The organism is Curtobacterium sp. AC273 (assembly GCF_979253735.1).
The window spans coordinates 25,038-48,066 of the sequence record NZ_CEEDDU010000012.1; the positions used below are offsets into that span (position 1 = coordinate 25,038).

The following is a 23,029-nucleotide window of genomic DNA, read 5'->3' on the forward strand; positions in this document are numbered from 1 at the left end:
CGATCGCGCGCATCCAGCAGATGATCGTGAGCGGCGAGCTCCAGCCCGGGCAGCGCCTCCGCCCGAGAAGGAGCTGAGCGAGTCGCTCGGGCTGTCACGGAACAGCCTGCGCGAAGCGGTGAAGGCCCTCGAACTCATCCGCGTGCTCGACGTCCGCCGCGGCGACGGCACCTACGTCACCTCCCTCGAGCCGGGCGTCCTGCTCGAGGCGGTGTCGTTCGTCGTCGACATGCACCACGACCGCTCGCTCGTCGACCTGCTCGAGGTCCGGCGCATCCTCGAACCCGCGTCCGCCGTGCTCGCGACGGCCCGCGCCTCCGAGCAGCAGATCGACGACCTGGCGACCCTGATGGCGTCGGTCGCCGAGGACACCGGCGTCGAGGACCTCGTCGCCCACGACCTGCTGTTCCACTCGACCATCGCCGGCATCGGCGGCAACCAGTACCTGTCCGGGCTGCTCGACGCCCTGTCGGGCAAGACCGTGCGCGTGCGGGTCTGGCGCGGCCTCACCCAGAACGGCTCGGTGCAGCGCACGCTCGACGAGCACGCCGCGATCGTGGACGCGATCCGCCGCCGTGATCCGCAGCTCGTGCAGTCCCTCGTGGTGTCGCACGTCGAGGGCGTCGAGCGCTGGCTGCGCCGGTCCCTCGACTGAACCTGAGAACGCGCTGGGGCACCGTCGTGTTGGGTAGGACGTCGGTCGTGAACCCGGCAACCCGCTGGACACGTTGACCCCACAAGGAGGAAACCGTGCTCGGTCTCATCATCAGCCTCATCATCGTCGGACTCATCGCTGGCGCAGTCGCCCGATCTCGTCATGCCCGGGAAGCAGCACATCTCGATCCCGATGACCATCCTGCTCGGCATCATCGGCTCAGTTCGTCGGAGGCTTCCTGGGCTTCCTGATCTTCCAGCACGACCCGATGGACGGCTTCTTCCAGCCGGCCGGCATCATCGGCTCGATCATCGGCGCGATCATCGTGCTGTTCATCTACCTGAAGGTCTCGGGCCGCAGCAGCGCCCGCACGCGCTAGTCGCGACGGCGCCGAGCGGCGCCGAGCGGCGCGCGACGAACCACGAATCCGACATCGAACCGGGCGATTGCCCTGGTTCGATGTCGGATTCGTGGTTCCACGGGTCAGGTGCTGAGGAGGCCCGCGGCGCGCAGCTCGTCCCAGAGCGCCTCGGGGACGTCCGCCGCCGCCCGTGCGGCGTTCTCCCGCACCTGCTCGGCGGACTGGGCCCCGAGGGCGATCGCCCGGACGGCTGCGGCCCGGCGGGGGAAGGCCAGCGCGGCCTCGGGCAGCGTGACCCCGTGCCGTTCGCAGACGTCCGCGACGGCGTTCGCCCGCGCCAGGACCGGAGCCGGCGCGGTGGCGTAGTCGTAGGTCGCCGACGCGTCCGGACGGTCCTGGCCGAGCGGCCCCGAGTTGTAGACCCCGACCGCGACCACGGCGACGCCGAGCTCCCGCACCGTGCGACGAGCGACGCCGCGGGCTGCTCGAGCAGCGTGTACCGACCGGCGAGCATGACGACGTCGCACAGCCCGGTCTCGACGGCGGCCTCGAGCGCGGACACCGAGTTCGACCCCACGCCGACGGCGCGCACCACGCCCTCGTCCCGCAGCTCGGCGAGGGTCGGCAGCGCCTGCGTCAGCCCGTCGGTCAGCGAGTACACGTCCGGGTCGTGCAGGTACGCGATGTCCACGTGGTCGAGGCCGAGCCGGTCGAGCGACTCGTCGAGCGAACGGCGGACGCCCGACGGGGACGGGTCCCACTGCCGGACGAGGTCGTCCGGCACCGCGAACCCGCCCGACGCCAGGTCGTCGCCGTCGCCGCGACCGGAGTACGAGCAGCCGACCGACCTTCGTCGAGACCAGGTAATCCGAGCGGGGCCGGTCGGCGAGCGCCGCCCCGAGTCGCCGTTCGGACAGCCCGAGGCCGTAGTGCGGCGCCGTGTCGAACCCCCGCACGCCGACGTCCCACGCCGCGTCGACGGTGGCTCGGGCGTCCTGGTCGGACACGGCGCGCAGCAGGTTGGCGATGCCGGCACCGCCGAGCCAGAACGGCCCGCGGTCGAGGTCCACGGCGAGGTCCGTCATGCCTGTTCCTCCAGCGTCCAGACGAGCGGGATCCCGTCGTCGCTGCCCGAGTAGTCGTCGTCCGCCTCGAGGAGCGGGTTGATGACCTCCTGCCAGGCGGCGTTCACCGGGTCGTCGGCGAGCGACCGGCGCATCGCGCGGTAGTCCTCGACCTCGATCAGGTGGACCAGGTCCCGCCCGTCCCGCCAGATGCTCCAGTTCGACACCCCCGCGGCGCGGAGCCGGTCGACCAGTGCGGGCGGGATCGCGGCGTGCGCCTCCTCGTAGGCGGACTCCTGTCCCGCCCGCAACCGTGTCCTCGACACGATGCGCTGCATCCAGTCGCGCAGGAACAGCTCGACCACCGGCACCGCGACGTCGGGCGCGCACGATCGGCAGGGTCGCCGTCAGGGTGCCGGCCGGCTGTCCGCCGAGCCCGGTGTTCTGCGCACGGGTGCCCTCGGGGATCTCGCGGAAGTGGATCTCGGACGCGTCGTTGAGCAGCTGCGCGTACTCGACCCTCCCGGCCAGGCCGGCCAGGTGCACGTGCTCGAACGGCCACGTGAACAGGTGCAGGTACAGCCGGTTCCCGTTCTGCGTGTACACGGTGCCCGCCGGTGCCTGGAAGGACGACGGCCCCGCGCCGTAGACGGACCGCGCGTGCTGGTGCATCCACGTCCCCATGCCCGCGAGTGCGCTCCGTGCGACCCCGTCGAACTCGCCGCGGCCGGTCGGTCCGACGTTGAGCAGCATGTTCCCGTTGTTCGAGACGCCGTCCACGAGCATCCGGACGAGCAGGTCGACGCTCTTCACGGTGAGGTTGTCGCGGTCGTAGCCCCATGAGCCGTTGAGGGTCTGGCAGGCCTCCCACGGCACGCGCACGCCGTCGACCTCCATCGGCTTGTCCGGCTGGTACTGCTCCGGGGTGACGATGTCGCCGGGCAGGTCGAGCCGGTCGTTGACGATGATGCCCGGCTGGAGCCGCCTGGTCAGGTCGAGCAGCTCCTCGGACCCCCAGTCGTCTCGGCCCTTGCCACCCCAGATGTCCTCGTGGTCGTTGTCGCGGTACGAGAAGTCGTAGAAGAGGTAGTCGATCCGTCCGTAGTCGGTCAGCAGCTCCTCGACCTGCCCGTGCAGGTACGCGCGGTACCGGGCCATGTCGCGGCCCTCGTTGAGCGCGGCGATCGCTGCCTCGCCGTCGTCCCGTCGCGGGTGCACGCCGTCGATCGTGAAGTCCGGGTGGTGCCAGTCGATGAGCGAGTGGTAGAAGCCGACGCGCAGGCCCTCGGCCCGGACGGCGGCGACGAACTCGCGGACGATGTCGCGGCCGAAGCGGGTGTTCGTCGCCTTGTAGTCGGTGAGCTTCGAGTCCCAGAGCGCGAAGCCCTCGTGGTGCTTCGTGGTGAGGACCACGTACTTCATGCCGGCCTCGCGGGCGCGGCGGGCCCAGTCGGCGGCGTCGAACAGGTCTGGGTCGAAGTGGTCGAAGTACTTCTGGTAGTCCGCGTCGGTGATCCGTTCACGGTTCTTCACCCACTCGTGCCGTGCGGGCAGGGCGTAGAGCCCCCAGTGGATGAACATGCCGAACCGGTCGTGGGCGAACCACGCGGGCAGGCCGGTGGCGTCGGTCGCGGTCTGCGGCTCTGCAGGTGCGGTGATGGTCATGTGGCGAGTCTTCCTTTCGGACGGGAGGAACAGTGCGGGTGGTCGGGGTGCGCTGCGGTCACGACGTGCTCGCGTCCACGGCGCGGTGCGGCTGGATCAGCGGCCGCCGAGGCCGGAGGTGACGATGCCCTTGACGAGGTGCTTCTGGAGCAGGACGAGCAGGATCACGGTCGGCAGCATCGAGATCACCGAGGCCGCCATCACGAGGTTCCACTCCGGGCCCTGCTGCCCGAAGAACTGCTGCAGGCCGAGCGGGATGGTGCCGCGGGCCTCGACGTCGTTCACGACGACGAGCGGCCAGAGGAACGAGTTCCAGTAGGAGATGAACGAGAACACCGCGAGGACGGGGGGGGGGGGGGGGGGGGGGGGGGGGGGGGGGGGGGCCATGGTCGGTCGGGCGAGCGGGAGCATCACGGAGAAGAAGGTCCGGATCGCCCGGCCCCGTCCACCCGTGCGGCGTCGTCGAGCTCCTGCGGCACGGTGAGGAAGAACTGCCGCACCAGGAACGCACCGAGGGCGGTGAAGGCCCACGGGACGATGAGCGCCTGGAACGTGTCGACCCAACCGAAGCCCTGCATCATCACGTACATCGGGATGACGAGGACGTCCTGCGGGATCATCAGCGTCGCCAGGAACAGCACGAAGACGGTGTTCCGGCCACGCCACCGCAGGCGGGAGAACGCGTAGCCGGACAGCACGGCGACGACGACGTTGATCGCGGTGCCGGCCGCGGCGACGAACACCCCGTTGAGGATGAACCGGGCGAACGGCAGGTAGGTGAACGCCTGCACGTAGTTGTCCCACTCGAGCGAGCGACCCCAGAGCGTCGGCGGGGTGGTGAACACCTGGTCGGCGGGCTTCAGGCTCGTCGCGACCATGTAGATGAGCGGCGAGACGAACAGGAGTGCGACGAGGCAGAGCAGGACGTACCCGATCGCGTGCCGGACCCGCCCCGGTCGTGGCGCGGACTTCGTCCTGGCGACGGCACGTGGGTTGACCGTCCGGTTCGACGTGGTGGCGCCGACGCGCCCGCGGACCGCTTCACTCATAGTGCACCCACCGCTTCTGCCCGAGGAACTGGACGGCCGTGATCCCGAGGATGGTGACGAACAGCACCCAGGCGCCGGCCGAGGCCAGACCGAGCTGCTGGTTCTGGAAGCCGGTGTTGTAGATGTACTGCACGAGGGTCTCCGTCGCGGTGCCCGGCCCGCCCTTCGTCAGCACCAACGGCTGCACGAACACCTGGAACGAGGTGATCAGCGTCATCATCGTCGCGAAGAACACCGACGGCGAGATGAGCAGGAACTTGATCGCCCAGAAGGTCTGCCAGGCGTTCGCCCCGTCGAGCTGCGAGGCCTCGATCTGGTTCTCCGGCACCGCGTCGAGTGCCGCCGAGAAGATCAGCATGTTGTAGCCGAAGCCCTGCCACACGCTCATCGCGACGATGGCGAACATCGCCCAGTGCTGGTCGGCGAGGAAGTTCGGCGCGTGCACCCCGACGGTGGACTGCAGCGACGCGTCGATCGCGCCACCGGGCTGGTACAGCATCCGCCACACGACGACGTTCGCGACGATGGGCGTGATGGTCGGGATGAAGAACAGGACGCGGAAGACGTGCCGGCCGGCGATCCGTGGCGTCAGCCAAGCCGCGAGCCCGAGCGACACGACGAGGTTGAGCGGCACGTACAGGACCACGAACAGCGCCGTGTTGAGCGTCACCGTGCGGAAGACCGGGTCGGCGAACAGTCGGGTGTAGTTCTCGATGCCGGCCCAGCTCCGCTCGCCGAGCATGGGCCAGTTCATGAAGCTGACGACGAGTGAGGCGATGATCGGGAACGCCGTGAAGACGACGAGTCCGATCGAGTGGGGTGCCGCGAACGCGGCGCCCCACCAGGAGCGGCGCCCGAGCGCGCTCGTGTCCTCGCCGTCCTTCCGCCGCGGGGTGGCGGTGCCGACCGCGATCGCGCTCGCGACCGCGGGGACGGCCGCTTCGGCCGGTGGGTCCTGGATGGTGGTCATGCGACGACCTCCTCGTCGTTCGCGCGGTCCTGGGTGGGGTGGCGACGAAACGGGAGGCGCGGGGCGGGGTCGACCCGCGCCTCCCGTCCGTCACTGCGTGCCGAGCTGGCCGGCGATCGAGGACATGGTCTCCTTGCCGGAGGTCTGCCCGTTCACCGCCTGCAGCGCGTACTGCGTGAACAGCTGGGACAGCTGGTCGCTCTGCTTGTTCCCGAGGAGCGGCGAGGACTTCGCGAGTCCCGCCTTGAGCGCGGCCTCGGCGCCGTCGATGCCGGCGCTCGAGTACCACGCCGACTGGGCAGCGGTGCGGCCGGGGAAGGCTCGTCCCGCTTCGGCGAGCGACGTCAGGACCTTCTCGCTGGTCATCGTCTGGACGGCCTTGAACGCCTGCTCCGGGTACTTGCACTGCTTCGAGACACCGAAGCCGGAGCCGGCGGCGAAGGTCGACGGACCCGACGTCCCGGCGGGGAGCGTCGTGACCCCGAGGTCGAACTTCACCTTGGCCTTCTGGCTGATGAGCGACCACGGACCGTCGGTGTACATCGCGACCTTGCCGGCGGCGAAGTCGTTGCCCGGTGTCGACGAGTCCGACGACGCCTGCGTCGCGTAGCCCTTCTCCACCAGCGTCGAGAGCCGGTCGAGGCCGTCCGCGAACTTCGCGTTCGACGCGTCGAGCTCGCCGTCGGACGTGATCACCCGGCCACCGTTGTAGCCGTAGACCATCGACTCGAGGTTGAGGTCGCCCACCGTCGAGCCGAACATCGTGATGCCCTTCGCCTTCAGCGCGGCGCCCGCCGCCTCGAAGTCGTCGACGGTCCACCCCGGCTTCGGCTCGGCCACCCCGGCCTTCGTGAAGACGTCCTTGTTGTAGAACATCATGATGGGCCCGGTGTCGTAGGGCAGGCCGTAGAGCTTCCCGTCGACCTTCATGCCGTCGAGCGCGGTGCTGTCGAACGCGGACAGGTCGGTGCCGTCCTTCTTCGCGAGGTCGTCGAGGGGCAGCAGCGACGACGTGTAGTTCGCGGTGCGGAGCGACTGCATGCTCACGACGCACTGGGCGCCGCCCGCACTCAACTGCGTGCTGAGCTTCGTGAAGTAGTTCTCGAACGGCGCACCCTGGATCGTCAGGGTGATGTCGTCCTCGCTCTTCACGGTGTCGGCGACCTTCTGCCAGGCGGCCTTGTCCTCCTTCCCGGCGATCCACATGGACCAGGTCAGGGCGTCCTTCGACTGGCTCCCGCCGGCACTGCTGCCGGAGGAACAGCCGGTGAGCACGAGGGTCGCGGCAACTGCTGCCGCGAGCCCGGCGATGATGCGTCGTCGTTGCATCGGAGTCTCCACTTCGTCGTGGTGATCGGGTGAGGTGTGGGAGGTGCTGGTCAGGCGACGCGGACCGCGTCCGGGATGTCCTCGGCCGGCGCGGCCCAGACCGGGCCGTCCGGGAACGAGTACGTGTCGAGGGTGTCGGCGAGCATCTCGGTGCCGGCACCGGGAGCGGTCGGCGGCCGGTAGCGGCCGTCGTGGACGTCGACCGGGGTCACGAAGTGCTCGTGCAGGTGGTCGACGAACTCGATGCACCGGGTGTCGAGGTCGCCGGTCAGGGCGACCGCGTCGAACATCGAGAGGTGCTGGACGGCCTCGCACAGCCCGACGCCACCGGCGTGCGGGCACACCCGGACGCCGTGCTTCGCCGCGAGGAGCAGGATCGCCAGGTTCTCGTTCACCCCGGCGACGCGGGTGGCGTCGATCTGCAGGACGCTCATCGCGCGGGCCTGGATGAGCTGCTTCGCGATCACGCGGTTCGCCATGTGCTCCCCCGTCGCCACCGGGATCGGGGCGATGCGGCGGGCGATCTCGGCGTGCGCCAGGACGTCGTCCGGGCTGGTCGGCTCCTCGACCCAGGCGATGTCGAACGGGCGCAGCCGCTCGATCCACGCGACGGCCTCGTCGAGGTCCCAGCGCTGGTTCGCGTCGATGGCGATCCTGATGTCTGGGCCGACGGTGGCGCGGGCGATGCCCATCCGCCGGATGTCCTCGTCGACGTCGCCGCCGACCTTGAGCTTGATCTGGGTGAATCCCTCGTCGACGGCTTCGCGGCAGAGGCGCGCCAGCTTCTCGTCGTCGTAGCCGAGCCAGCCGGGGGTCGTCGTGTACGCGCGGTAGCCCTCGCGTTCGAGCCGTGCACGGCGCTCGGCGCGGAGCGGGACGGCGTCGCGGAACATCGTCAGCGCCTCGTCGGGGGTGATCGCGTCGGTGAGGTACCGGAAGTCGACCAGGTCGACGAGCTCCTCCGGACTGAGGTCGGCCAGCAGCGCCCAGAGCGGCTGCCCGGCACGCTTCGCCCGGAGGTCCCAGAGCGCGTTCACCAAGGCACCGATCGCCATGTGCATGACGCCCTTCTCCGGGCCGAGCCAGCGGAGCTGCGAGTCGTGCACGAGGGCCCGCCACGTCCCGCCCATGTCGTCGAGGAGCGCTTCGGCGTCGGCCCCGAGCACGTGGTCGCGGAGGGCGGCGATCGCGGACTCCTGCACCTCGTTGCCGCGCCCGATCGTGAAGACGAAGCCGGTGCCGACGTGCCCGTCGCGGGCGTCGGTGCTGATCTCGACGTACGCCGCGGAGTAGTCGGGCGCCGGGTTCATCGCGTCGGACCCGTCGTGCTCCCGCGAGGTCGGGAACCGGACGTCGCGCACGCGCAGACCGGTGATGCGGCTCATCGTGTCTCCTGCCCGTCCGGTCGCCGTCGACCGAACGAGGTAATCGAAACATCCGATGTCTCTGCTGTCAAGAGGGCGGGACGTTGCGTTTCAGCCACGAAGCGCGCCAAGTCGTCCGATGACTCGCGCCGTCCGCCCGCCCCGGAGCCGTTCCGCGCGTAGGAGGTCGTTCCGCGCGTAGGAGGTCGTTCCGCGCGTAGGAGGTCGTTCTTTCCGACCACCTACGCGCGATTCCGCTTTCCACTGCACTCGCGATGGGTCGGAACGCACCGACGGCCTGGAGGCGCGGTGCGGGTCGGGCCCGCACCGCGCCTCCAGGCCGTGGTCGCGACGCGCCGGCGGCGACGCGACCGTCGCGGTGGTCAGGCGGTGGCGAGCCGGCCCATCTCGGCGACCACACCTCGGAGCCGGTCCGCCAGGTCGTCGCGGGAGCCGACCGTGAAGCGGTGTGCCGCCTCGATGACCGCGGCCATCACGAGTGTCACCGCCGTGCGCGCCGAGTCCGGGTCGGTCCGCTGCGAGGCGACCTCGTGGACGGCGAGTCGGGCATCCGCCATCCACTGCAGCATCGTCGGGACCATCTCGGGCCGGGCCTGCACGAGCTCCTTCATGCGGCGACGGTCCTCCGGCAGGGTGACCGTCTGCGCGACGAGGTCGCAGAGGTCCGAGACGAGCGGCCCCTCGGCGGCGAGGAACGTCGCTCGTGCCTCGTCGGGCACCGTCGTCGCGGGCAGGCCCAGTGCGGCGTTGCCCTTCGACGGGAAGTAGTTGAAGAACGTCCGCGGCGAGACGCCGGCGGCGGCGCAGATCTCCTCGACCGTGACGCCGGCCAGCCCGCGGCCGGTGACGAGCTCGAGCGCGGCGGCGTGGATCGCGGCGCGGGTCTGCTGCTTCTTGCGCTCCCGGAGGCCGCAGTCTGCGGCGGGGGCTTCGCTGGTGGTCACGTGCTGCTCCTGGTGCGGAACGGGTGGTGCGGGACGGGGCCTCCCTCGAGGTGGAGGGAGGCCCCGTTCGGCCCTAGTCGTTCGAGGCGCCCCGCTGGACGGGGATCGAACCGGTCACGGGCGCGGTGGGCGAGCCCATGGTGTCGGCGGCCTTGACCGCCTGCACCTCGAGGTCGTCGGCGGTGCCGGCGTTGTCGGCCTGCTCCTGCAAGGCCGAGCTCTTCCGGAGCGGCGGGGCCTTGAAGAACCAGCTCAGGACGAACGCGAGCAGGATCACCGCGAAGCCGACCCAGTAGACGGTCACGGCCGAGGTGTTGAAGCCCGTCATGAACGGCTTCGTGAGGGCCTTGTCCGCGCCGTTGAGGTAGGACGTGTCGCTCGTCTCGGCGTTCGAGTCGCCCGAGCTGTTCGCGCCCTTGTCGATCTGCTTCGCGAGCGTCGGCGCGAGGTCGTTCACCCAGTAGGTGCGCTGCGCCGCGTTCGACCAGTCGACGGCGAGCTTGCCGTCCTGCACACTCGCGTGCGCCTGGGTCGCGGCGTTCGCCAGCGCCTGCTGCTGCACCGACTCCGGAGCACCGGTGGTGGCCTGGGTCACCTTGGCGGTCGCGGCGTCGAGGCCGGTCTGCACCTGCTGCTTCACCGGGGTGACGATCGGGTTCCAGATCTGGTCCATGACACCCTGGTTCGCCTTCGCCGTCGCGACGGTGGGGTTCAGCGCGGCGTCGAGGGCCGGGGTCAGGTTCTTCTCGTCCGCCGTGGCGTGCAGGATGTTCGCCGGCATGATCGAGAACAGGACCGACAGCAGCACCGCGGTGGCGAGCGTCCCACCGATCTGGCGGAAGAACGTGGCGGAGCTGGTCGCCACGCCCATGTCACGCGGCTGGACAGAGTTCTGCGAGGCGAGGGTGATGCTCTGCATGAGCTGGCCGAGGCCGAGCCCGATCAGGAACATGCCGATCATCAGGAACCACAGCGGCTTGTCGATCGTCATGAACGTGAGCACGACGTAGCCGCACGAGACCAGCGTCGTGCCGATCACCGGGAAGATCCGGTAGCGGCCGGTGCGGGCGACGATCTGGCCCGAGGCGATCGAGGCGATCATGAGCCCGCCGATCATCGGCAGGGTCGCGAAGCCCGACTCGGTCGGGGTCAGCCCGGTGACGATCTGCAGGTAGAGCGGGATGGTCAGCATGGCGCCGAACATCGCGAAGCCGACGAGGAACCCGAGGATCGTGGCCATCGAGAACGTGCCGGAGCGGAACAGCTTCAGCGGGATGATCGCGTCGTCCTTCATGAGCGTCTCGACGACGAGGAAGGCGACGAGCCCGAGGCACCGATCACGTAGCAGGCGATCGCGCCGGCCGAACCCCAGCCCCACGTGCGGCCCTGTTCGGCCACCAGCAGGAACGGGACGAGCGTCACGATGACGGAGGTCGCGCCCCACCAGTCGATGCGGGGCTTCGCCTTGGCGTCGCCGAACTTCGGCAGGTGCAGGAACGCGATGACCATGAGGAGGGCCGCGACACCGATCGGGACGTTGATCAGGAAGACCCACCGCCAGCCGGTGATGCCGAGGATGCTCGACGCGCCGGCGAACAGCCCACCGATGAGCGGGCCGATGACGCTCGAGATGCCGAAGACCGCCAGGAAGTACCCCTGGTACTTCGCACGCTCGCGCGGGGCGAGGATGTCGCCCATGATCGCCAACGGGAGCGACATCAGCGCACCCGCACCGATGCCCTGGAAGGCGCGGAACGCGGCGAGCATGATCATCGACGTCGACATGGTCGAGAGCAGCGACCCGAGGATGAACACCGCGATGCCGAAGATGTAGAGCGGCCGACGCCCGAAGACGTCGGACAGCTTGCCGTAGATCGGCGTCGTGATGGTCGACGCGATGGGGTACGCGGTCGTGACCCAGGCCTGCTGGTCGAGGCCGTGCAGGTCGTCACCGATCGTACGGATCGCCGTGCCGACGATCGTCTGGTCGAGGGACGACAGGAACATGCCGGCCATCAGGCCGTAGATGACGAGGAGGATCTGGCGGTGCGACATGATCGGCTTCCCCGGCGTGCTGGCCGGGGTGCTCTGTCGTCCGCGCTGCACCTCGACGGGTGCGGTGGCAGTAGACATGGGGTCCTTCAGGGGTGCGAGGGGTGAGTGCGTGCTGGTGCGTGGTCGCGAGGGACGCCGGAGCGTGCTGGCGGGCCGGTGACGGCGGGTCAACCTTGCGACAATGCAACTTTACACCCAGAGCACGTTTGCCGACAACGCAAACTTGCCGAGAGCGCACGTTCGTGAACGGCTTCTCAGGGTGGGCCGCCCGGTACCGTGAACCTCGTGGGGCGGATGACGTGGGACGAACTGCCGACGGCCCTGCGCCGTCGGGTGGAGGAGGCGCTCGGGGGCGAGGTGGTCGAAGCCGAGTCGCAGGCCGAGGGGGTACTCGCCCGGGAGTGCCGATCGGGTCGTCGTCAGGGGCGGCGGCCGGGCGTTCGTCAAGACGGTCTCACGATCGCGCAACGCCGACGCCTTCGATCTCCACCGACGAGAGGCCGACGTGATGGTGCAGCTCCCGCGGTCGGTCCGTGCCCCGCGGTTGCTCGCCGCGATCGAGGACACCGCCGCCGGCGACGACTGGATCGCCCTGGTGCTCTCCGACGTGGACGGCCGCCATCCGGGTGGGAGCCGCGACGGAACCGACATCCGAGCGGTGCTCGACGCGCTCGACACGTTGCCGGTCGCCACCGGTGCACTCGCAGCACGGCCTCGACTCACGGACGACCTCGCCGGAGCGTTCTGCGCCTGGGACCGGATGCTCGCCACCGGGCTGCCGTCGTCGATCCGCAGCACGTCGAGGCGGCGGCACAGGCCTTCGCCCGGACGGCGGCCGGGAAGCGCTGCCCTGCTCGACGGGGACCACCTGGTGCACGTGGACTGCCGTGCCGACAACCTGCTCGTCGACCACGCGGGGCAGGTCTGGGTGCTCGACTGGCCGTGGGCCGCCGTGGGCGCGCACTGGTTCGACCCGCTCACCTACCTGCTCGACGTGCTGGTCCGGGGCGAGTCGACCGACGTGGAGGCGCACCTCGCCGAGCACCCGGTGTTCGCCGGGCTGACCGCGCCGACGGTGGACGCGGTCCTGGCGGGGCTGGCGGGCACCTTCTTCGAGAACGCCGCGCGGCCGCGATCCCGCAGATGCCGACGCTCCGGGACTTCCAGCGACGCGAGGGACTGGCGGCGGCGGAGTGGCTCCTCCGCCGGTGGACGACGCGCTGACCGCCGCGCACCGGTGACCGCGCACGCCCCACCGGTGTGCCAGACTTCCGACGTCGGCGCTGGTGCCGACCGCGCGAGGGGGTGCCGGTGGGACGAGGGTCGGCTCCGTTCTGGGCACGCAGCGTCCGTCGCCGCCCCGCGGCCGCCGTGGTGCTCGCACTCCTCGCACTCGTCGCGACCGTGGTGTCCGTGATCGCGCCCCTGCTCCTCCGCGCCGTCGAACAGTCGACGCTCGACTGCGCTCGCCCACGCCGGGGTGCGCGGCACGTCGATCGCAGCCTCGGCCGAGATCGAGTACCAGAAGCTCAGCGAGGCCCAGGAGCGGTCGTCACGACCACTTCCGCAGCGACGGAGAGCCGCCTCTGGCACGGAGAAGTCGTCGTCGCCGAGTCGAAGGCCCTCGTCTCCTACCGAGCGCCGTCCGATCCGGCCGACGCCGACGTGCGGTACACCCAGCTCGCCGGGCTCTCCGACGACTGCGCGTCCCTCGGCCTCGTCGACGGGCGGTGTCCGTCCGGTTCCGACGAGGTGCTCGCCCCGGCAGGCTCCGGGATCGCGACCGGGGCGGTGCTGCCGCTCTCCGTGCTCGACGTCCCCGAGCAGTCCGTCCGCGTGCGGGTGGTCGGCACCTACGACGCAACGAGCCGCGTCGGCCGGATCGCGAGCGCGCCCGGCAAGCTGTTCGGCAGCGGCGGCACCGGCGGCCCCGACCTGGTGATGTCCCTCGCCGGGTTCGACGACCTGTCGATCACCGGGACGATGTGGTCGGTCAAGACCCTCCGGCACGGGCTCCGCCTCGACGACGTGCCCGCGGTGGTGCGCGACGTCGCAGCCGCTCGGGACGGCACGCTGACCGAGAGCAGCGCACAGTCGTCGGTGTCGGTGCAGGAACGGATCGACGACCTCGTCGACCGGGTGGCGGACGGGAACGACGCCGCGACGACGATCGTCGCCGTGACGGCACCTGCAGGCGGTCGTGCTGGCGTGGTTCGCCCAGGGGGTCGTCGCCGGCCGCATCGGGCAGGCGCGCGCGGCGGAGTGGGGGACTCGCCCGGCTGCGTGGGCTGCCGGCGCGACGTCGGTTCGCCGCGGTCCTGCTCGAGCCCGTGCTCGCGACGGTCGTCGGCGCCGTCGCCGGCGCGGCTGCCGGTCTGGGCCTCGCCGCACTCTGCGCGCCGGTGCTGCTCGGCGCGGGGGCCCCGGCCCTCGAACCGCTCCGCGCGCCCGTCCTGCTCGCCCTCGCCGCGGCGATCGCCGGGTCGCTCGTCGCCCTCGTCGTCGCGAGCGCCCGCGCGTCACGGGTCCCACTCGTCGACCTGCTCCGGCGTGTCACCGAGCCGCGGACCCTGTCCCGCGCGGGCGCGGTCGTCCAGGCGGTGGCCGTGATCGCCGCGGTCGTCGGACTCGCGGCCGTCGCGACCGAGACGGAGGTCACCGGTCCGAGCATCGCGCTCCTCGCGCCGTCGCTCATCGCCGTCCTGCTGGCGATCGTCGGACTGCGAGTCGGGGTCGCCGTGGTCCGTCGCCGGGCCGACCGCCCGGCGCGTTCCTCACCGAACTGCTCGTGGTGCGTCGGATCGCGCGGACGCCGTCGGTGCTGACGACCGCAGTCATGGTCGTCCTCGGCGTCGCGCTCGCGGTGTCGTCGACGCAGACGGCCGTCCTGGCCGTCCGCCTCGCCGACGACCGCGCGGCCGCGACCCTCGGCGCAGCGACCGTCCTCGACGTGCGGGTGGCCGAGGACACGCCCTTCGTGCAGGCCGTGCGCGACGCCGATCCCGGCGGGCGGTCGGCGATGGCGGTGCAGGCGACGTCCAGGGGGGTCGGCGTCGGACGGCTGATCGCCCTCGACTCCACACGCCTCGCCGCCGTCAGCGCGTGGGACCCGACCTGGAGCGGGCGCAGCACGGCCGCCCTCCAACGCGAACTCCGTCCGACGGGTGGCCGGTCGCTCCGCCTGACCGGGACGCAGCTCGCCGAGCCGCTCCGCGAGGTCGGCGCACCCGACGGCGAGGCGGCGAAGACCGTCGCCCCCGCAGACCCCGCCGACGTGGACGTCGTCGCCGTCGTGCAGGCGACCGACGGCTGGCACCGGGTCGTCCTCGGCGCACCGCGGGACGGCACGCTGACGAGTGCCCGCGGCGCCCTCCCCTGCACCGACGGCTGCCGACTCGTCTGGCTCGGCCTCGAGACCAGCGCGACCACCAGCGCACCCTACGGACTCGGGGCGACGATCACCGACGTCACGGTCGGGGACGGCACGACGGCGCGGTCGGTCGGCGCCGCCTGGCTCCACGCGGACCGCTGGCGGAGCCGACTCGGCGAGAACCCGCTGCCGGACGGCGGCCCGACCGCCACCCTCGGGGACCGCCGCGACGGCCTCCGCGTCTCGTGGGTCGACCCGACGGGTTCCGGGACACCGAGCATCACCCCGCGGGACGGCGCCGAGCCCCTCCCGACCGTCATCGGTGCTGCGACGGTCACGCAACCGTTCGCGGGCGTTCCCGACGCCACGGTCGGCATCGGGCTCAACGGGGAGTCGATCGTGCTGCGCGTGGTCGGGACGGCGCCGGCGCTCCCGCGGGTGCTCGCCGACGGCGCCCTGGTCGACCTGACCTCGGCCGGCCACGTCTCGAACCCGGTCGGCACGGGCACGGACCACGAGGTGTGGGTCGCACCCGGGGCCGAGCGGCGCGTCACGGCCGCCCTGTCCAGGCACGGCGTCACCGTGACGGGCCGGCACACCCTCGCAGACGCCGAACGCCGGGCCGAGCGGAGCGCCCCGGTGCTCGGGGCACTGGTCGGCGTCCCGACCGCCGGCGCGGCCCTCGTGCTCGTCCTGCTCGTCGTCGCCGGGGCCGGTGCGATCGGAGCGCGTCGCCGTCGTGACGACGTGGACGTGTCCGGACGAGCGGGTTCCCGCGCAGCGCCGTGCGTCGAGCCGTGCTCCGCGAGACGTTCCTCCCCGCCGCGGCCGCCGTCCTGCTCGGCGCGGTGGCGGGGACGATCGCCACGGTGGTGACCGCCGCACGGCTCCCGCTGCGCGCCGAGGCCGTCCCGCCCCTCGGAGTACCCGTGGGGCCGCTCACCGTGCTCGCGGTCACGGCGGTGACGATGCTCGTGCTGCTCGCCGTCTCCGCCGGGGTCGCCGCCGTCGGCGCGGACGGTTCCGGCCGACCGCGCGGCAGCGGCGACGGAGCGGAGCACCGGCGCCCGCGAGAGGGGAGGCCCGCACCGTGACGCCATCGCGCTCCACGCCCGTCGCGGACGACGGGTCCCTCCCGGCGTTCCGCGCCTCGGGCCTCGTGCACGTGTACCGGGAGGCCGAGGTCGACGTGGCCGCCCTGCGCGGCGTCGACCTGACGGTGCCGCCCGGGCAGCGCGTCGCCCTGCTCGGCCCGTCCGGTTCGGGCAAGTCGACCCTGCTGTCGATCGCCGCCGGCCTGATGCGACCGAGTGCCGGCACGGTGACCATCGGCGCGCAGGACCTCGGCACCGCCGACCGGCGCGACCTCGACCGGCTGCGGCGTGACGTCCTCGGACTCATGCTGCAGGGCGCCGACGTCAACCTCATCGGCCACGAGTCGGCCCGCGCCAACGTCGCCTGGACGGTCCGCGGGATCCCCGGCCGCGACAGCGCACTCGGCGAGCGTGTGCTGGCAGCCGGCGGGGTCCCCGACGACGGCCGTCCCGTCGCCGAGCTGTCCGCGTCGCACCGGCAGACCACGGCACTGGCGGTGGCGCTGGCGTCCCGCCCACGGCTGCTGCTCGCCGACGAACCGACGAGCCGCCCCGACACCGCCGCGCGGGATGCCCTGCTCGACCTGCTCGTCGCCGAGACGGAGCGGGAGGGGATCGCGGTCCTGCTCGTCACCCACGACGAGGCCGTCGCCCGCCGGATGCAGCGGATGATCCACCTCCGCGACGGCCGGGTCGGCGAGGAGGACTCCGGGGTCGGGGCAGCGCGCCGTCGTCGCGGCCGACGGTTCCGTGCCGATCCCCCAGCACCTCCGGGGCGACTGGCCGACCGGTGCACTCGTCACGGTCGAGCCGGACGGTACGGGCGGCCTGCGCATCCGACGGGCGGACGAGGAGGCGACGGCGTGACGGTACTGGTGTTCGAACGGTTCACGGTCGGGTTCGGCGACCGGGAGGTCTTCGCGGTGGACGGCCGGGTCGACGCCGGCGCGGTCGTGGTCGTGACCGGGGACGACGGCGCCGAGGTGTCCGCGGTGCTCTCGGCCGTCGTCGCCGCGCTCGACCCGGACGCGCCCCCACTCGATCGGTCGGCACGCGCCAGGAGCACGGGCTCGGTCCGGATCGAGGACCTCGCCGCCGGACGGCCACCGCTCGCGCTCCTGACGCGGGACCACGATCTGCTCGGAGCCCTGACCGCGACCGAGAACGTCGCACTCGGCCTGCTCGCGCACGCGCCGTCCCGCCGTCGCGCGGAGCGGGGACGTCCTTGACCGGGACGACCGCATCACGGACGCCCTCGACGCCGTCGGGGTACCGCCGGCGGTCCGCACCAACCTCGCCGAGCAGCTCTCCGGCGGGCAGCAGCAGCGCGTCGCACTCGCTCGGGCGCTCGCGGTCGATGCCGGTGTCACGGTGCTCGACGACCCCACGAGCGAGCTCGACCCGGCATCGGGGCTCGTCGTCCTCCGCGCGCTCGAGGCCGCGGCCGACCGGGGCGGGATCGTGGTCGTCGGGCGCTCGTCCGACGACGAGGTACCGACGTCGGCGATCCTCTTGCGGATCGGTCACCGCGGCCGGCACGCTCCGGCCTGAACGGGTCACCGTCGGCCGCGGTACCCCATCGATCCAGGAAGCGCGACCCCCGGGAGCGTACGGTCCTCCGCATGACTGACGAGCACGGCAGCACCCCACGTCCGGAGGACGACGCCGCACGACTCGGACTGGTCGTCGTCGGCGAGGCGCAGCAGCACTGCACTCGGGCGACGAGGCGGCCCTGGACGCGAGCGAGCAGAACATCCGCGACACCATCGACGAGATGATCGACGAGCCGTTGACCGACCGGCAAGAGGAGGTCGTCGAGCGGCTGTGTCCGCAGGGGGCACCCTCACCGCGGGACTCAGCGGGGCACTCGCCGCGCAGGCCGGACGGAGCGTCGACGACATCCTCGAGGGTGCCGCCCGCAGCGTCGTCTGGCAGCAGCGGCTCTCGCAGGAGCGTGACGACGCCGAGCGCGACGACCACGGCGGCCAGCGCGAGGACGCCGGTGGCCAGCAGCGTGAGCGCCGGAACGACGACGGGCGCGACGAGGCCTGAGCCCCGCCGCGCCCGCACCGGGCACTGCCCCTACTCGGCGGCGAGCGGCTCCTGTGCCTGCTCCCGCACGACGGCGCGAGCCGCAGCCTGCCCGGTCGCGGTGCTCTTCACGATGTCGCTCAGGGTGAAGCCGGCCGTCGTGCCGAGCAGCGCGTCGACCTCGCTGAACTGACTGACGACGCTCTTCGACAGGGCACCGGCCGTCGGACGACACCACCGTGAGCTTGTCGATGTTGCTCATCGGGGCTGCGAGCTCGCGGGCGATGCTCGGCAGCGTCTCGATCGCCTTGACGCGGAGGACGGCGTCGGAGGTGCTGGGCGAGGGCGTCGGCCTGCGCCTTCGTCGCGTCGGCCTCGGCCTGCCCCTTGGCACGGATCGCGTCGGCGGCCGCTTCACCCTCGGCACGCGATGCGTCGGCGGCGAGCTTGCGGCCTCGGACTCGGCCTTCGCCTCGGCGGCGATCGCCTCGGCGGAGATCCGCCGGGCCTCGGCCTGGGCACGGGCCGTCTCGACCTGGGCAGCGGCGGCCGCTTCGGCCTCGACCCGGGTCTTCCGCGCCTGGGCCTCGGCAACGGCGCTGACCTCGGACTCGAGCTCGGCGCGACGGAGTTCGGCACGCTTCTGCGCGGTCAGCTGCTCCTGCTCGACGACGCCCTGAGCGGCACGGGCCTGGGCGAGCGGACCCGCCGCCGCGGCCTCGGCCGATGCACGGTCGGCGTCGAGTTGCAGCGCTGCCCGTCGGATGGCGAGCGTGTTCTCCGCCTCGGCGATGGCCTGGTCGGCGGTCGCCCGAGCCTCACGCGCTTCGCGGTCGGCCTGGGCCTCGGCGTTCTCGGCCTCGAGCCGGACACGCGCACGCTCGGCACGACCGAGGTCGCTGATGTACTCGTTGCGGTCCGAGATGCCCTTGATCTCGAACGAGTCGACGTCGAGCCCCTGGCTGTGCAGGGCGTCCTTCGCGACGTCGAGCACGGCGACGGTGAGCTGGTCACGGTTGCGGATGATCGTCGACACGTCGGTCGCGACCGATCGAGGCGCGGAGCGAACCCGACAGGACCTCGCGCGCGAAGTCGTCGATCTTCTTCTCCTGGCCGAGGAACCGCTGCGCCGCCGCCCGGATGGAGGCGTCGGTCTCGCCGACCTTGACGAGCGCGACTGCCTCGACGTCGATCGTGACGCCGCGGGAGTCCTGCGCGTTGACGTTGATGTCGATCGCCCGGGAGCTCAGCGAGAGCTTCGCGACCTTCTCGAAGAACGGTCGGACGAGCACGCCGGCACCGAGCACGACCTTGATGCCGGACTCGATCCGCTCCCGGTGCCGTCCGAGTTCTTGACCTTGCGTGAGCGCTTGCCCGTGATGATGAGTGCTTCGTCGGCACCCGCGTTCCGGTACACGACCTTCGCGTAGATCAGCGCGATGATCGCCAGGACGATGATCCCGCCGATGATCAGCGGGACGGCTCCGAGCGCGAACAGGACTTCCGGCTGACTCCCCCTCCGGTCCAGCGTCCGGCCACGTTCGGCTCGACCTGGATTCCGCATCTGTTGTTCCGTTGCCTCCCATCCTAGGAGCGGGAGCCGACAGCAGGACGGTGCCGGGGACGAGATGTGGAGAACGGACGGGAGGCGCGGTGCGGGTCGGACCCGCACCGCGCCTCCCGTCGGCGGTTGCGAGCGCCTACGCGCCCGCACGCCACCAGTCGTCGAAGGGCGTCGCCGGGACCTGGCGCTTGCGCTCCGTCGCGCGGTAGCGCGTCTCGATCGCCTCGGCGACCTCCACCGGCACGTCGTGCCCCTGCAGGTACGCGTCGATCTCGGCGTAGCGGAGCCCGGAGGTCGCCGTCGTCGGCCGGGCGTCTCGTCGAGCAGGTCCGCCGTGGGGCCTTCTCGTACAGGCGGGCCGGTGCGCCGAGGTGCTCGAGCAGCTGCCGCCCCTGGCTCTCCGTCAGGCCAGTGAGCGGCGTGAGGTCGACGCCACCGTCGCCGTACTTGGTGAAGAAGCCGGTCACGGCCTCGGCCGCGTGGTCCGTGCCGACGACGGGAGTCCGAGTTGTCCCGCCACGGCGTACTGGGCGACCATGCGCATCCGCGCCTTGACGTTGCCCTTCACGAAGTCGCTCAGCGGGACGCCGGACGCCGCCGTGTCCTGCACGACCCCGTCGACCCCGTGCTCGATGTTGATCGTGATGCCCGGGTCGGCGGCGATGAACTGCAGGGCGAGTTGCGCGTCGTCCTCGTCCGCCTGCACCCGGTACGGCATGCGGACGGTGGTGAACGCGGCGGCGTGCCCCTCGGCGCGGAGGGACTCCACCGCGAGCTGGGTCAGTCGGCCGGCGAGCGTGGAGTCCTGGCCGCCGCTGATCGCTAGCAGGTAGCCCGCAGCACCGGTGGTCAGCAGGTAGTCGCGCAGGAACCCGACCCGACGGGCGACCTCCTGCTCGGGGTCGATGGTCGGCTGGACGTTGAGGTCCGCTGCGATGGCGGCTTGGAGTTCACGCACCACCTCAGTATCCCGCTGCGACCGCCGGCGCGCACGGGTTCAGCGAACGGGTTCGGCACCGATCGGCCGGACCGTGTTGTCGTGGTCGGTGCCGATCGCGCAGGTGCAGACGACGCCGAGGGTCTCGGCGGAGCGGGTCAGCCGGAACCGCTCGACGTGGCGGCGGTCCGACGCGGCGGTCGAGGGGGTGGGTGTCGTGGTCGTGCACGGTGGTCCTCACGGCTCGAGGGTGGACGGGGCTGGGAACGAGAGCGGAGAAGAGGCCGGTGCGGTGGCGGCCCGAACCACCACCGCACCGGTCGGGGTCGCGGCGACCCGAACGCGCCACGACCCCTGGGAGACGGGCGCCGGTCCCCACCGGCGCCCGTCGGGGTCGTCCGACCGATCAGACGCGGCGCAGACGACGCGCGACCAGGGTCGCCGCCGCCGGCTGCGAGGAGCAGCCCGGCGAGGAGCATCAACGGCAGGACCTCGGCGCCCGTGAAGGCGAGGGAGCCCGTGCCGACCCCGGCCCCGGCTCCGGCTCCGAGACCGCCGGCACCACCAGCACCACCGGCACCACCGACTCCGCCGGCACCGCCGTCACCGCCCGCTCCCGGGCCATCCGGACCGCCGGGCGTCCCGGGATCGGTCGGGTCCGTGGGGTCGGTCGGGTCGACCGGTGCCGCAGCGACCGCGAAGGTGACCGAGTCCGGGTCACTGACCAGGGCGCCGATGGTCTCGACGGCCTCGGCCTCGTGGTCGCCGACCGCGACGTCGGGGAACGTCACCGTCCAGGTGCCGTCCTCGTCGGCGACGGTCGACTGGACGCCGTCCGCGTCACCGTCGAGCGTGACGTCGACGTCGGCTCCGGGCTCCGCCGTGCCGGTGACCGGCACGTCGGTGGTGTCGTCGTCGGTCTCGACCGTGTAGTCCGTGCCGTCCTCGGGCGAGGTGATCGCGATCCCGGCGAACGGGTCCGCCTGCACGGTCGCGGTGGCCAGGTCGACCGTCGCGAGGTCGGCCGCGGGCAGGAGCTGCACCCGGACCGCCCGGACCGTGGTGGCCCCGGTGGCGTCGGCGGTCGGCTCGGTGAAGACCGGTGCCGTCTGCGAGTTGATCGTGATCGACACGAGCTCGTTCACGATGTCGAGCAGCGGGTTGAGCGCCGTGACCGTGCCGGTCGCCGTGGTGAGGAGTGTCTGCACCGTGTTCGCGACGAAGTCACCGCCGAGCACGTCGCCGACGATCCCGGTGAGCGCCGGCACGACGGTGGAGCCGAGCAGCGGCTGGAGCAGCGGGTCGAGCGTCCCGAGCACCGGGCCGAGGATCCCGTCGCCGGCCACCGTGAGGGTGGCGCCGTCGCCGGTGCCGAGCAGGTCACCGACGGTGGTGTCGACGGTGAGGGTGAGGCCCGCGACGTCGAGTCCGGCCAGGTCGACGCCCGTGTCCACGACGAGCTGCACCGCGGCGGCGTCGAGTGCGTTCGTGATGGTGCTCGTGAGGAGCGCCGGCAACTGCTCCGTGAGGATGTCCGAGATCGCGCCGGTGATCTGCGCGTTCACGGTGTCGCTCGCGAGGAGCTTCGTGTTCGCCGGCAGGTCGTTCAGCGTGTAGAGCTGCCCGAGGTCGATCGACACGACGCCGGTGGACAGGTCGAGCGTGACCGGACCGTCCGTCAGCGGCTGCTGCGTGACGGTGGCGAGCGCTCCCTGCAGGTCGACGTCCGCGGTGAGCTGCGCCGTGGTGTCGTCGAGGCTGAGCACGCCGAGCCCGAGGTGTTGACGGCGTCGGTCACCGGGCCCAGCAGCGAGGCGGTCAGGTCGGTCGTGAGACCGTCCTCACCGAGTGCCGTGTTCACGGTCGTGTCCGTCGTGCCGAGCGTCGTGTCCAAGCTCGTCACGAGCTGCTGCACCGCCGGGCTGACCAGGCGGACCTGCGCACCGGCGACCTGGTAGTCGGTGGTGACGTCGGCGCCGTCGAAGGTGCGGTCTGCCTCGGCCCGAGCCGACAGCGCGCCGAGCCCGACGGAGAGTTCGCTCACGACCCCGTCGACGTCGAGGTCGCCCAGGAGCGGCGTGAGGTTCACGGTGGCGCCGGTACCGGGGGTTCCCGGGCCGACCTGGATCGCGCCGTCCGCCCCGACCGCACCCGAGGCGGCGACCGCCGAGGTGGTGTCGGTCGCGGCGACCTGTCCGGCGACCCCGACGTTCACGAGGCCGTTCTGCCCGAGCAGCTGGATCCCGCCGGGGACGTTGATCCCGATGCTGTTGAGCACCGCGAGGTCGAGCGGGTCGGACCCGCCGGCCGCCTGGCCGCCTGGAGCGGTGGCCCCGAACGACCCGGCGAGCGCCGCCACGTCGTCGAGGTCGATCGTGCCGCTCCCCGCGATGAGCCGACCTTCGGCCTGGGTCGCGTCCGAGGCGGCTGCGTGTGCGGGGAGGGCTGCTCCCCCGATGATGACCGCCGCGACGGTGGCCGTGGCGCCCGCGCGGAGCGCGATGCGTGTTGCTGTGCGTGGCATGGTGCCTCTTCCTCCGGCGGAGGAGTCCTCCG

22 protein-coding genes and 6 pseudogenes are annotated in these 23,029 nt (G+C 72.0%); 11 read left to right on the forward strand and 17 right to left on the reverse strand.

The genetic code is table 11. The features are described from left to right. The first annotated feature begins 20 nt into the window (after positions 1–20). Positions 21–655: pseudogene (locus ACZ8AI_RS19385) on the forward strand (FadR/GntR family transcriptional regulator). Between the two features lie 268 nt (positions 656–923). Beyond that, entirely contained in the window at positions 924–1,034 is a 111-nt protein-coding gene (locus ACZ8AI_RS19390; RefSeq protein WP_464859507.1) for a GlsB/YeaQ/YmgE family stress response membrane protein, read from the forward strand. Here ACZ8AI_RS19390 and ACZ8AI_RS19395 read toward each other — a convergent pair. From ACZ8AI_RS19395 to ACZ8AI_RS19410, 4 genes and pseudogenes are all read right to left on the reverse strand, one after another. Next, positions 988–1,800, reverse strand: a complete 813-nt coding sequence (locus tag ACZ8AI_RS19395; protein ID WP_464859564.1) for an aldo/keto reductase — start codon at positions 1,798–1,800, stop codon at positions 988–990. The genes ACZ8AI_RS19390 and ACZ8AI_RS19395 overlap by 47 nt on opposite strands. A gap of 73 nt (positions 1,801–1,873) precedes the next feature. Further along, positions 1,874–2,101, reverse strand: a pseudogene (locus ACZ8AI_RS19400) (aldo/keto reductase); the annotation flags it as partial. Between the two features lie 323 nt (positions 2,102–2,424). Next, positions 2,425–3,745 (reverse strand): annotated as a pseudogene (locus ACZ8AI_RS19405) (alpha-L-fucosidase); the annotation flags it as partial. A 96-nt stretch (positions 3,746–3,841) separates the two neighbouring features. Further along, a complete protein-coding gene (locus ACZ8AI_RS19410) occupies positions 3,842–4,081 on the reverse strand; it encodes a hypothetical protein (protein WP_464859508.1) in 240 nt (79 codons plus the stop codon). Here ACZ8AI_RS19410 and ACZ8AI_RS19415 point away from each other — a divergent pair. Further along, on the forward strand, positions 4,068–4,229 hold the full coding sequence (locus tag ACZ8AI_RS19415; protein WP_464859509.1) for a hypothetical protein: 162 nt from the start codon (positions 4,068–4,070) through the stop codon (positions 4,227–4,229). The two genes, ACZ8AI_RS19410 and ACZ8AI_RS19415, sit on opposite strands and share 14 nt — an antisense overlap. On the opposite strand, the gene ACZ8AI_RS19420 is transcribed toward ACZ8AI_RS19415, so the two are convergent. The 7 genes from ACZ8AI_RS19420 to ACZ8AI_RS19450 all read right to left on the reverse strand — a co-directional run bounded on the left by ACZ8AI_RS19420 (position 4,156) and on the right by ACZ8AI_RS19450 (position 11,555). Continuing rightward, a complete protein-coding gene (locus ACZ8AI_RS19420) occupies positions 4,156–4,794 on the reverse strand; it encodes a carbohydrate ABC transporter permease (protein ID WP_464859510.1) in 639 nt (212 codons plus the stop codon). The two genes, ACZ8AI_RS19415 and ACZ8AI_RS19420, sit on opposite strands and share 74 nt — an antisense overlap. After that, positions 4,787–5,764 carry a carbohydrate ABC transporter permease gene (locus ACZ8AI_RS19425; RefSeq protein WP_464859511.1) on the reverse strand — a complete coding sequence of 326 codons (978 nt, stop codon included), beginning with the start codon at positions 5,762–5,764 and terminating at the stop codon, positions 4,787–4,789. Before ACZ8AI_RS19425 ends, ACZ8AI_RS19420 begins: the two co-directional genes overlap by 8 nt. Before the next feature lie 90 nt (positions 5,765–5,854). Beyond that, the gene (locus ACZ8AI_RS19430; RefSeq protein WP_464859512.1) at positions 5,855–7,093 is read right to left on the reverse strand and encodes an ABC transporter substrate-binding protein; all 1,239 of its coding nucleotides are present in this window, start codon (positions 7,091–7,093) and stop codon (positions 5,855–5,857) included. Between the two features lie 50 nt (positions 7,094–7,143). Then, positions 7,144–8,478, reverse strand: coding sequence for an enolase C-terminal domain-like protein (locus ACZ8AI_RS19435; protein ID WP_464859513.1), 1,335 nt, complete (start codon positions 8,476–8,478; stop codon positions 7,144–7,146). A gap of 362 nt (positions 8,479–8,840) precedes the next feature. Further along, positions 8,841–9,422 (reverse strand): TetR/AcrR family transcriptional regulator, encoded by a 582-nt coding sequence (locus ACZ8AI_RS19440; RefSeq protein ID WP_464859514.1) that lies wholly within the window; start codon positions 9,420–9,422, stop codon positions 8,841–8,843. 73 nt (positions 9,423–9,495) lie between these two features. After that, positions 9,496–10,800, reverse strand: coding sequence for an MFS transporter (locus ACZ8AI_RS19445; protein ID WP_464859515.1), 1,305 nt, complete (start codon positions 10,798–10,800; stop codon positions 9,496–9,498). Continuing rightward, positions 10,713–11,555: an MFS transporter gene (locus tag ACZ8AI_RS19450; protein WP_464859516.1), complete on the reverse strand. Its 843-nt coding sequence runs from the start codon at positions 11,553–11,555 to the stop codon at positions 10,713–10,715. The genes ACZ8AI_RS19445 and ACZ8AI_RS19450 overlap by 88 nt, the downstream gene beginning before the upstream one ends. 334 nt (positions 11,556–11,889) lie before the next feature. Here ACZ8AI_RS19450 and ACZ8AI_RS19455 point away from each other — a divergent pair. From ACZ8AI_RS19455 to ACZ8AI_RS19490, 8 genes and pseudogenes are all read left to right on the forward strand, one after another. Further along, positions 11,890–12,894, forward strand: a pseudogene (locus ACZ8AI_RS19455) (phosphotransferase); the annotation flags it as partial. After that, positions 12,852–14,087 carry a hypothetical protein gene (locus ACZ8AI_RS19460; RefSeq protein ID WP_464859517.1) on the forward strand — a complete coding sequence of 412 codons (1,236 nt, stop codon included), beginning with the start codon at positions 12,852–12,854 and terminating at the stop codon, positions 14,085–14,087. The pseudogene ACZ8AI_RS19455 and the gene ACZ8AI_RS19460, both read left to right, overlap by 43 nt. After that, positions 14,078–14,302 (forward strand): hypothetical protein, encoded by a 225-nt coding sequence (locus ACZ8AI_RS19465; protein ID WP_464859518.1) that lies wholly within the window; start codon positions 14,078–14,080, stop codon positions 14,300–14,302. Before ACZ8AI_RS19460 ends, ACZ8AI_RS19465 begins: the two co-directional genes overlap by 10 nt. Beyond that, on the forward strand, positions 14,296–15,723 hold the full coding sequence (locus ACZ8AI_RS19470) for a hypothetical protein (protein WP_464859519.1): 1,428 nt from the start codon (positions 14,296–14,298) through the stop codon (positions 15,721–15,723). The genes ACZ8AI_RS19465 and ACZ8AI_RS19470 overlap by 7 nt, the downstream gene beginning before the upstream one ends. Beyond that, positions 15,720–15,941 carry a hypothetical protein gene (locus tag ACZ8AI_RS19475; RefSeq protein ID WP_464859520.1) on the forward strand — a complete coding sequence of 74 codons (222 nt, stop codon included), beginning with the start codon at positions 15,720–15,722 and terminating at the stop codon, positions 15,939–15,941. The genes ACZ8AI_RS19470 and ACZ8AI_RS19475 overlap by 4 nt, the downstream gene beginning before the upstream one ends. Further along, entirely contained in the window at positions 15,938–17,170 is a 1,233-nt protein-coding gene (locus tag ACZ8AI_RS19480) for an ATP-binding cassette domain-containing protein (protein WP_464859521.1), read from the forward strand. Before ACZ8AI_RS19475 ends, ACZ8AI_RS19480 begins: the two co-directional genes overlap by 4 nt. A 10-nt stretch (positions 17,171–17,180) precedes the next feature. Further along, positions 17,181–17,492 (forward strand): annotated as a pseudogene (locus tag ACZ8AI_RS19485) (ATP-binding cassette domain-containing protein); the annotation flags it as partial. Positions 17,493–17,563: 71 nt separating this feature from the next. After that, positions 17,564–17,719, forward strand: a complete 156-nt coding sequence (locus ACZ8AI_RS19490; protein WP_464859522.1) for a hypothetical protein — start codon at positions 17,564–17,566, stop codon at positions 17,717–17,719. A 77-nt stretch (positions 17,720–17,796) separates the two neighbouring features. Here the strand turns inward: ACZ8AI_RS19490 and ACZ8AI_RS19495 are convergent, their stop codons facing one another. The 6 genes and pseudogenes from ACZ8AI_RS19495 to ACZ8AI_RS19520 all read right to left on the reverse strand — a co-directional run bounded on the left by ACZ8AI_RS19495 (position 17,797) and on the right by ACZ8AI_RS19520 (position 22,997). Continuing rightward, positions 17,797–19,008, reverse strand: coding sequence for an SPFH domain-containing protein (locus ACZ8AI_RS19495; protein ID WP_464859523.1), 1,212 nt, complete (start codon positions 19,006–19,008; stop codon positions 17,797–17,799). Continuing rightward, positions 18,983–19,264: an SPFH domain-containing protein gene (locus ACZ8AI_RS19500; RefSeq protein ID WP_464859524.1), complete on the reverse strand. Its 282-nt coding sequence runs from the start codon at positions 19,262–19,264 to the stop codon at positions 18,983–18,985. The genes ACZ8AI_RS19495 and ACZ8AI_RS19500 overlap by 26 nt, the downstream gene beginning before the upstream one ends. After that, positions 19,219–19,536 carry a hypothetical protein gene (locus tag ACZ8AI_RS19505; RefSeq protein ID WP_464859525.1) on the reverse strand — a complete coding sequence of 106 codons (318 nt, stop codon included), beginning with the start codon at positions 19,534–19,536 and terminating at the stop codon, positions 19,219–19,221. The genes ACZ8AI_RS19500 and ACZ8AI_RS19505 overlap by 46 nt, the downstream gene beginning before the upstream one ends. Before the next feature lie 136 nt (positions 19,537–19,672). Beyond that, positions 19,673–20,494 (reverse strand): annotated as a pseudogene (nadE, locus tag ACZ8AI_RS19510) (ammonia-dependent NAD(+) synthetase). Positions 20,495–20,631: 137 nt separating this feature from the next. Further along, positions 20,632–22,239 (reverse strand): choice-of-anchor G family protein, encoded by a 1,608-nt coding sequence (locus tag ACZ8AI_RS19515; RefSeq protein ID WP_464859526.1) that lies wholly within the window; start codon positions 22,237–22,239, stop codon positions 20,632–20,634. Then, positions 22,152–22,997, reverse strand: coding sequence for a choice-of-anchor G family protein (locus ACZ8AI_RS19520; RefSeq protein ID WP_464859527.1), 846 nt, complete (start codon positions 22,995–22,997; stop codon positions 22,152–22,154). Before ACZ8AI_RS19520 ends, ACZ8AI_RS19515 begins: the two co-directional genes overlap by 88 nt. Positions 22,998–23,029: the final 32 nt, after the last annotated feature.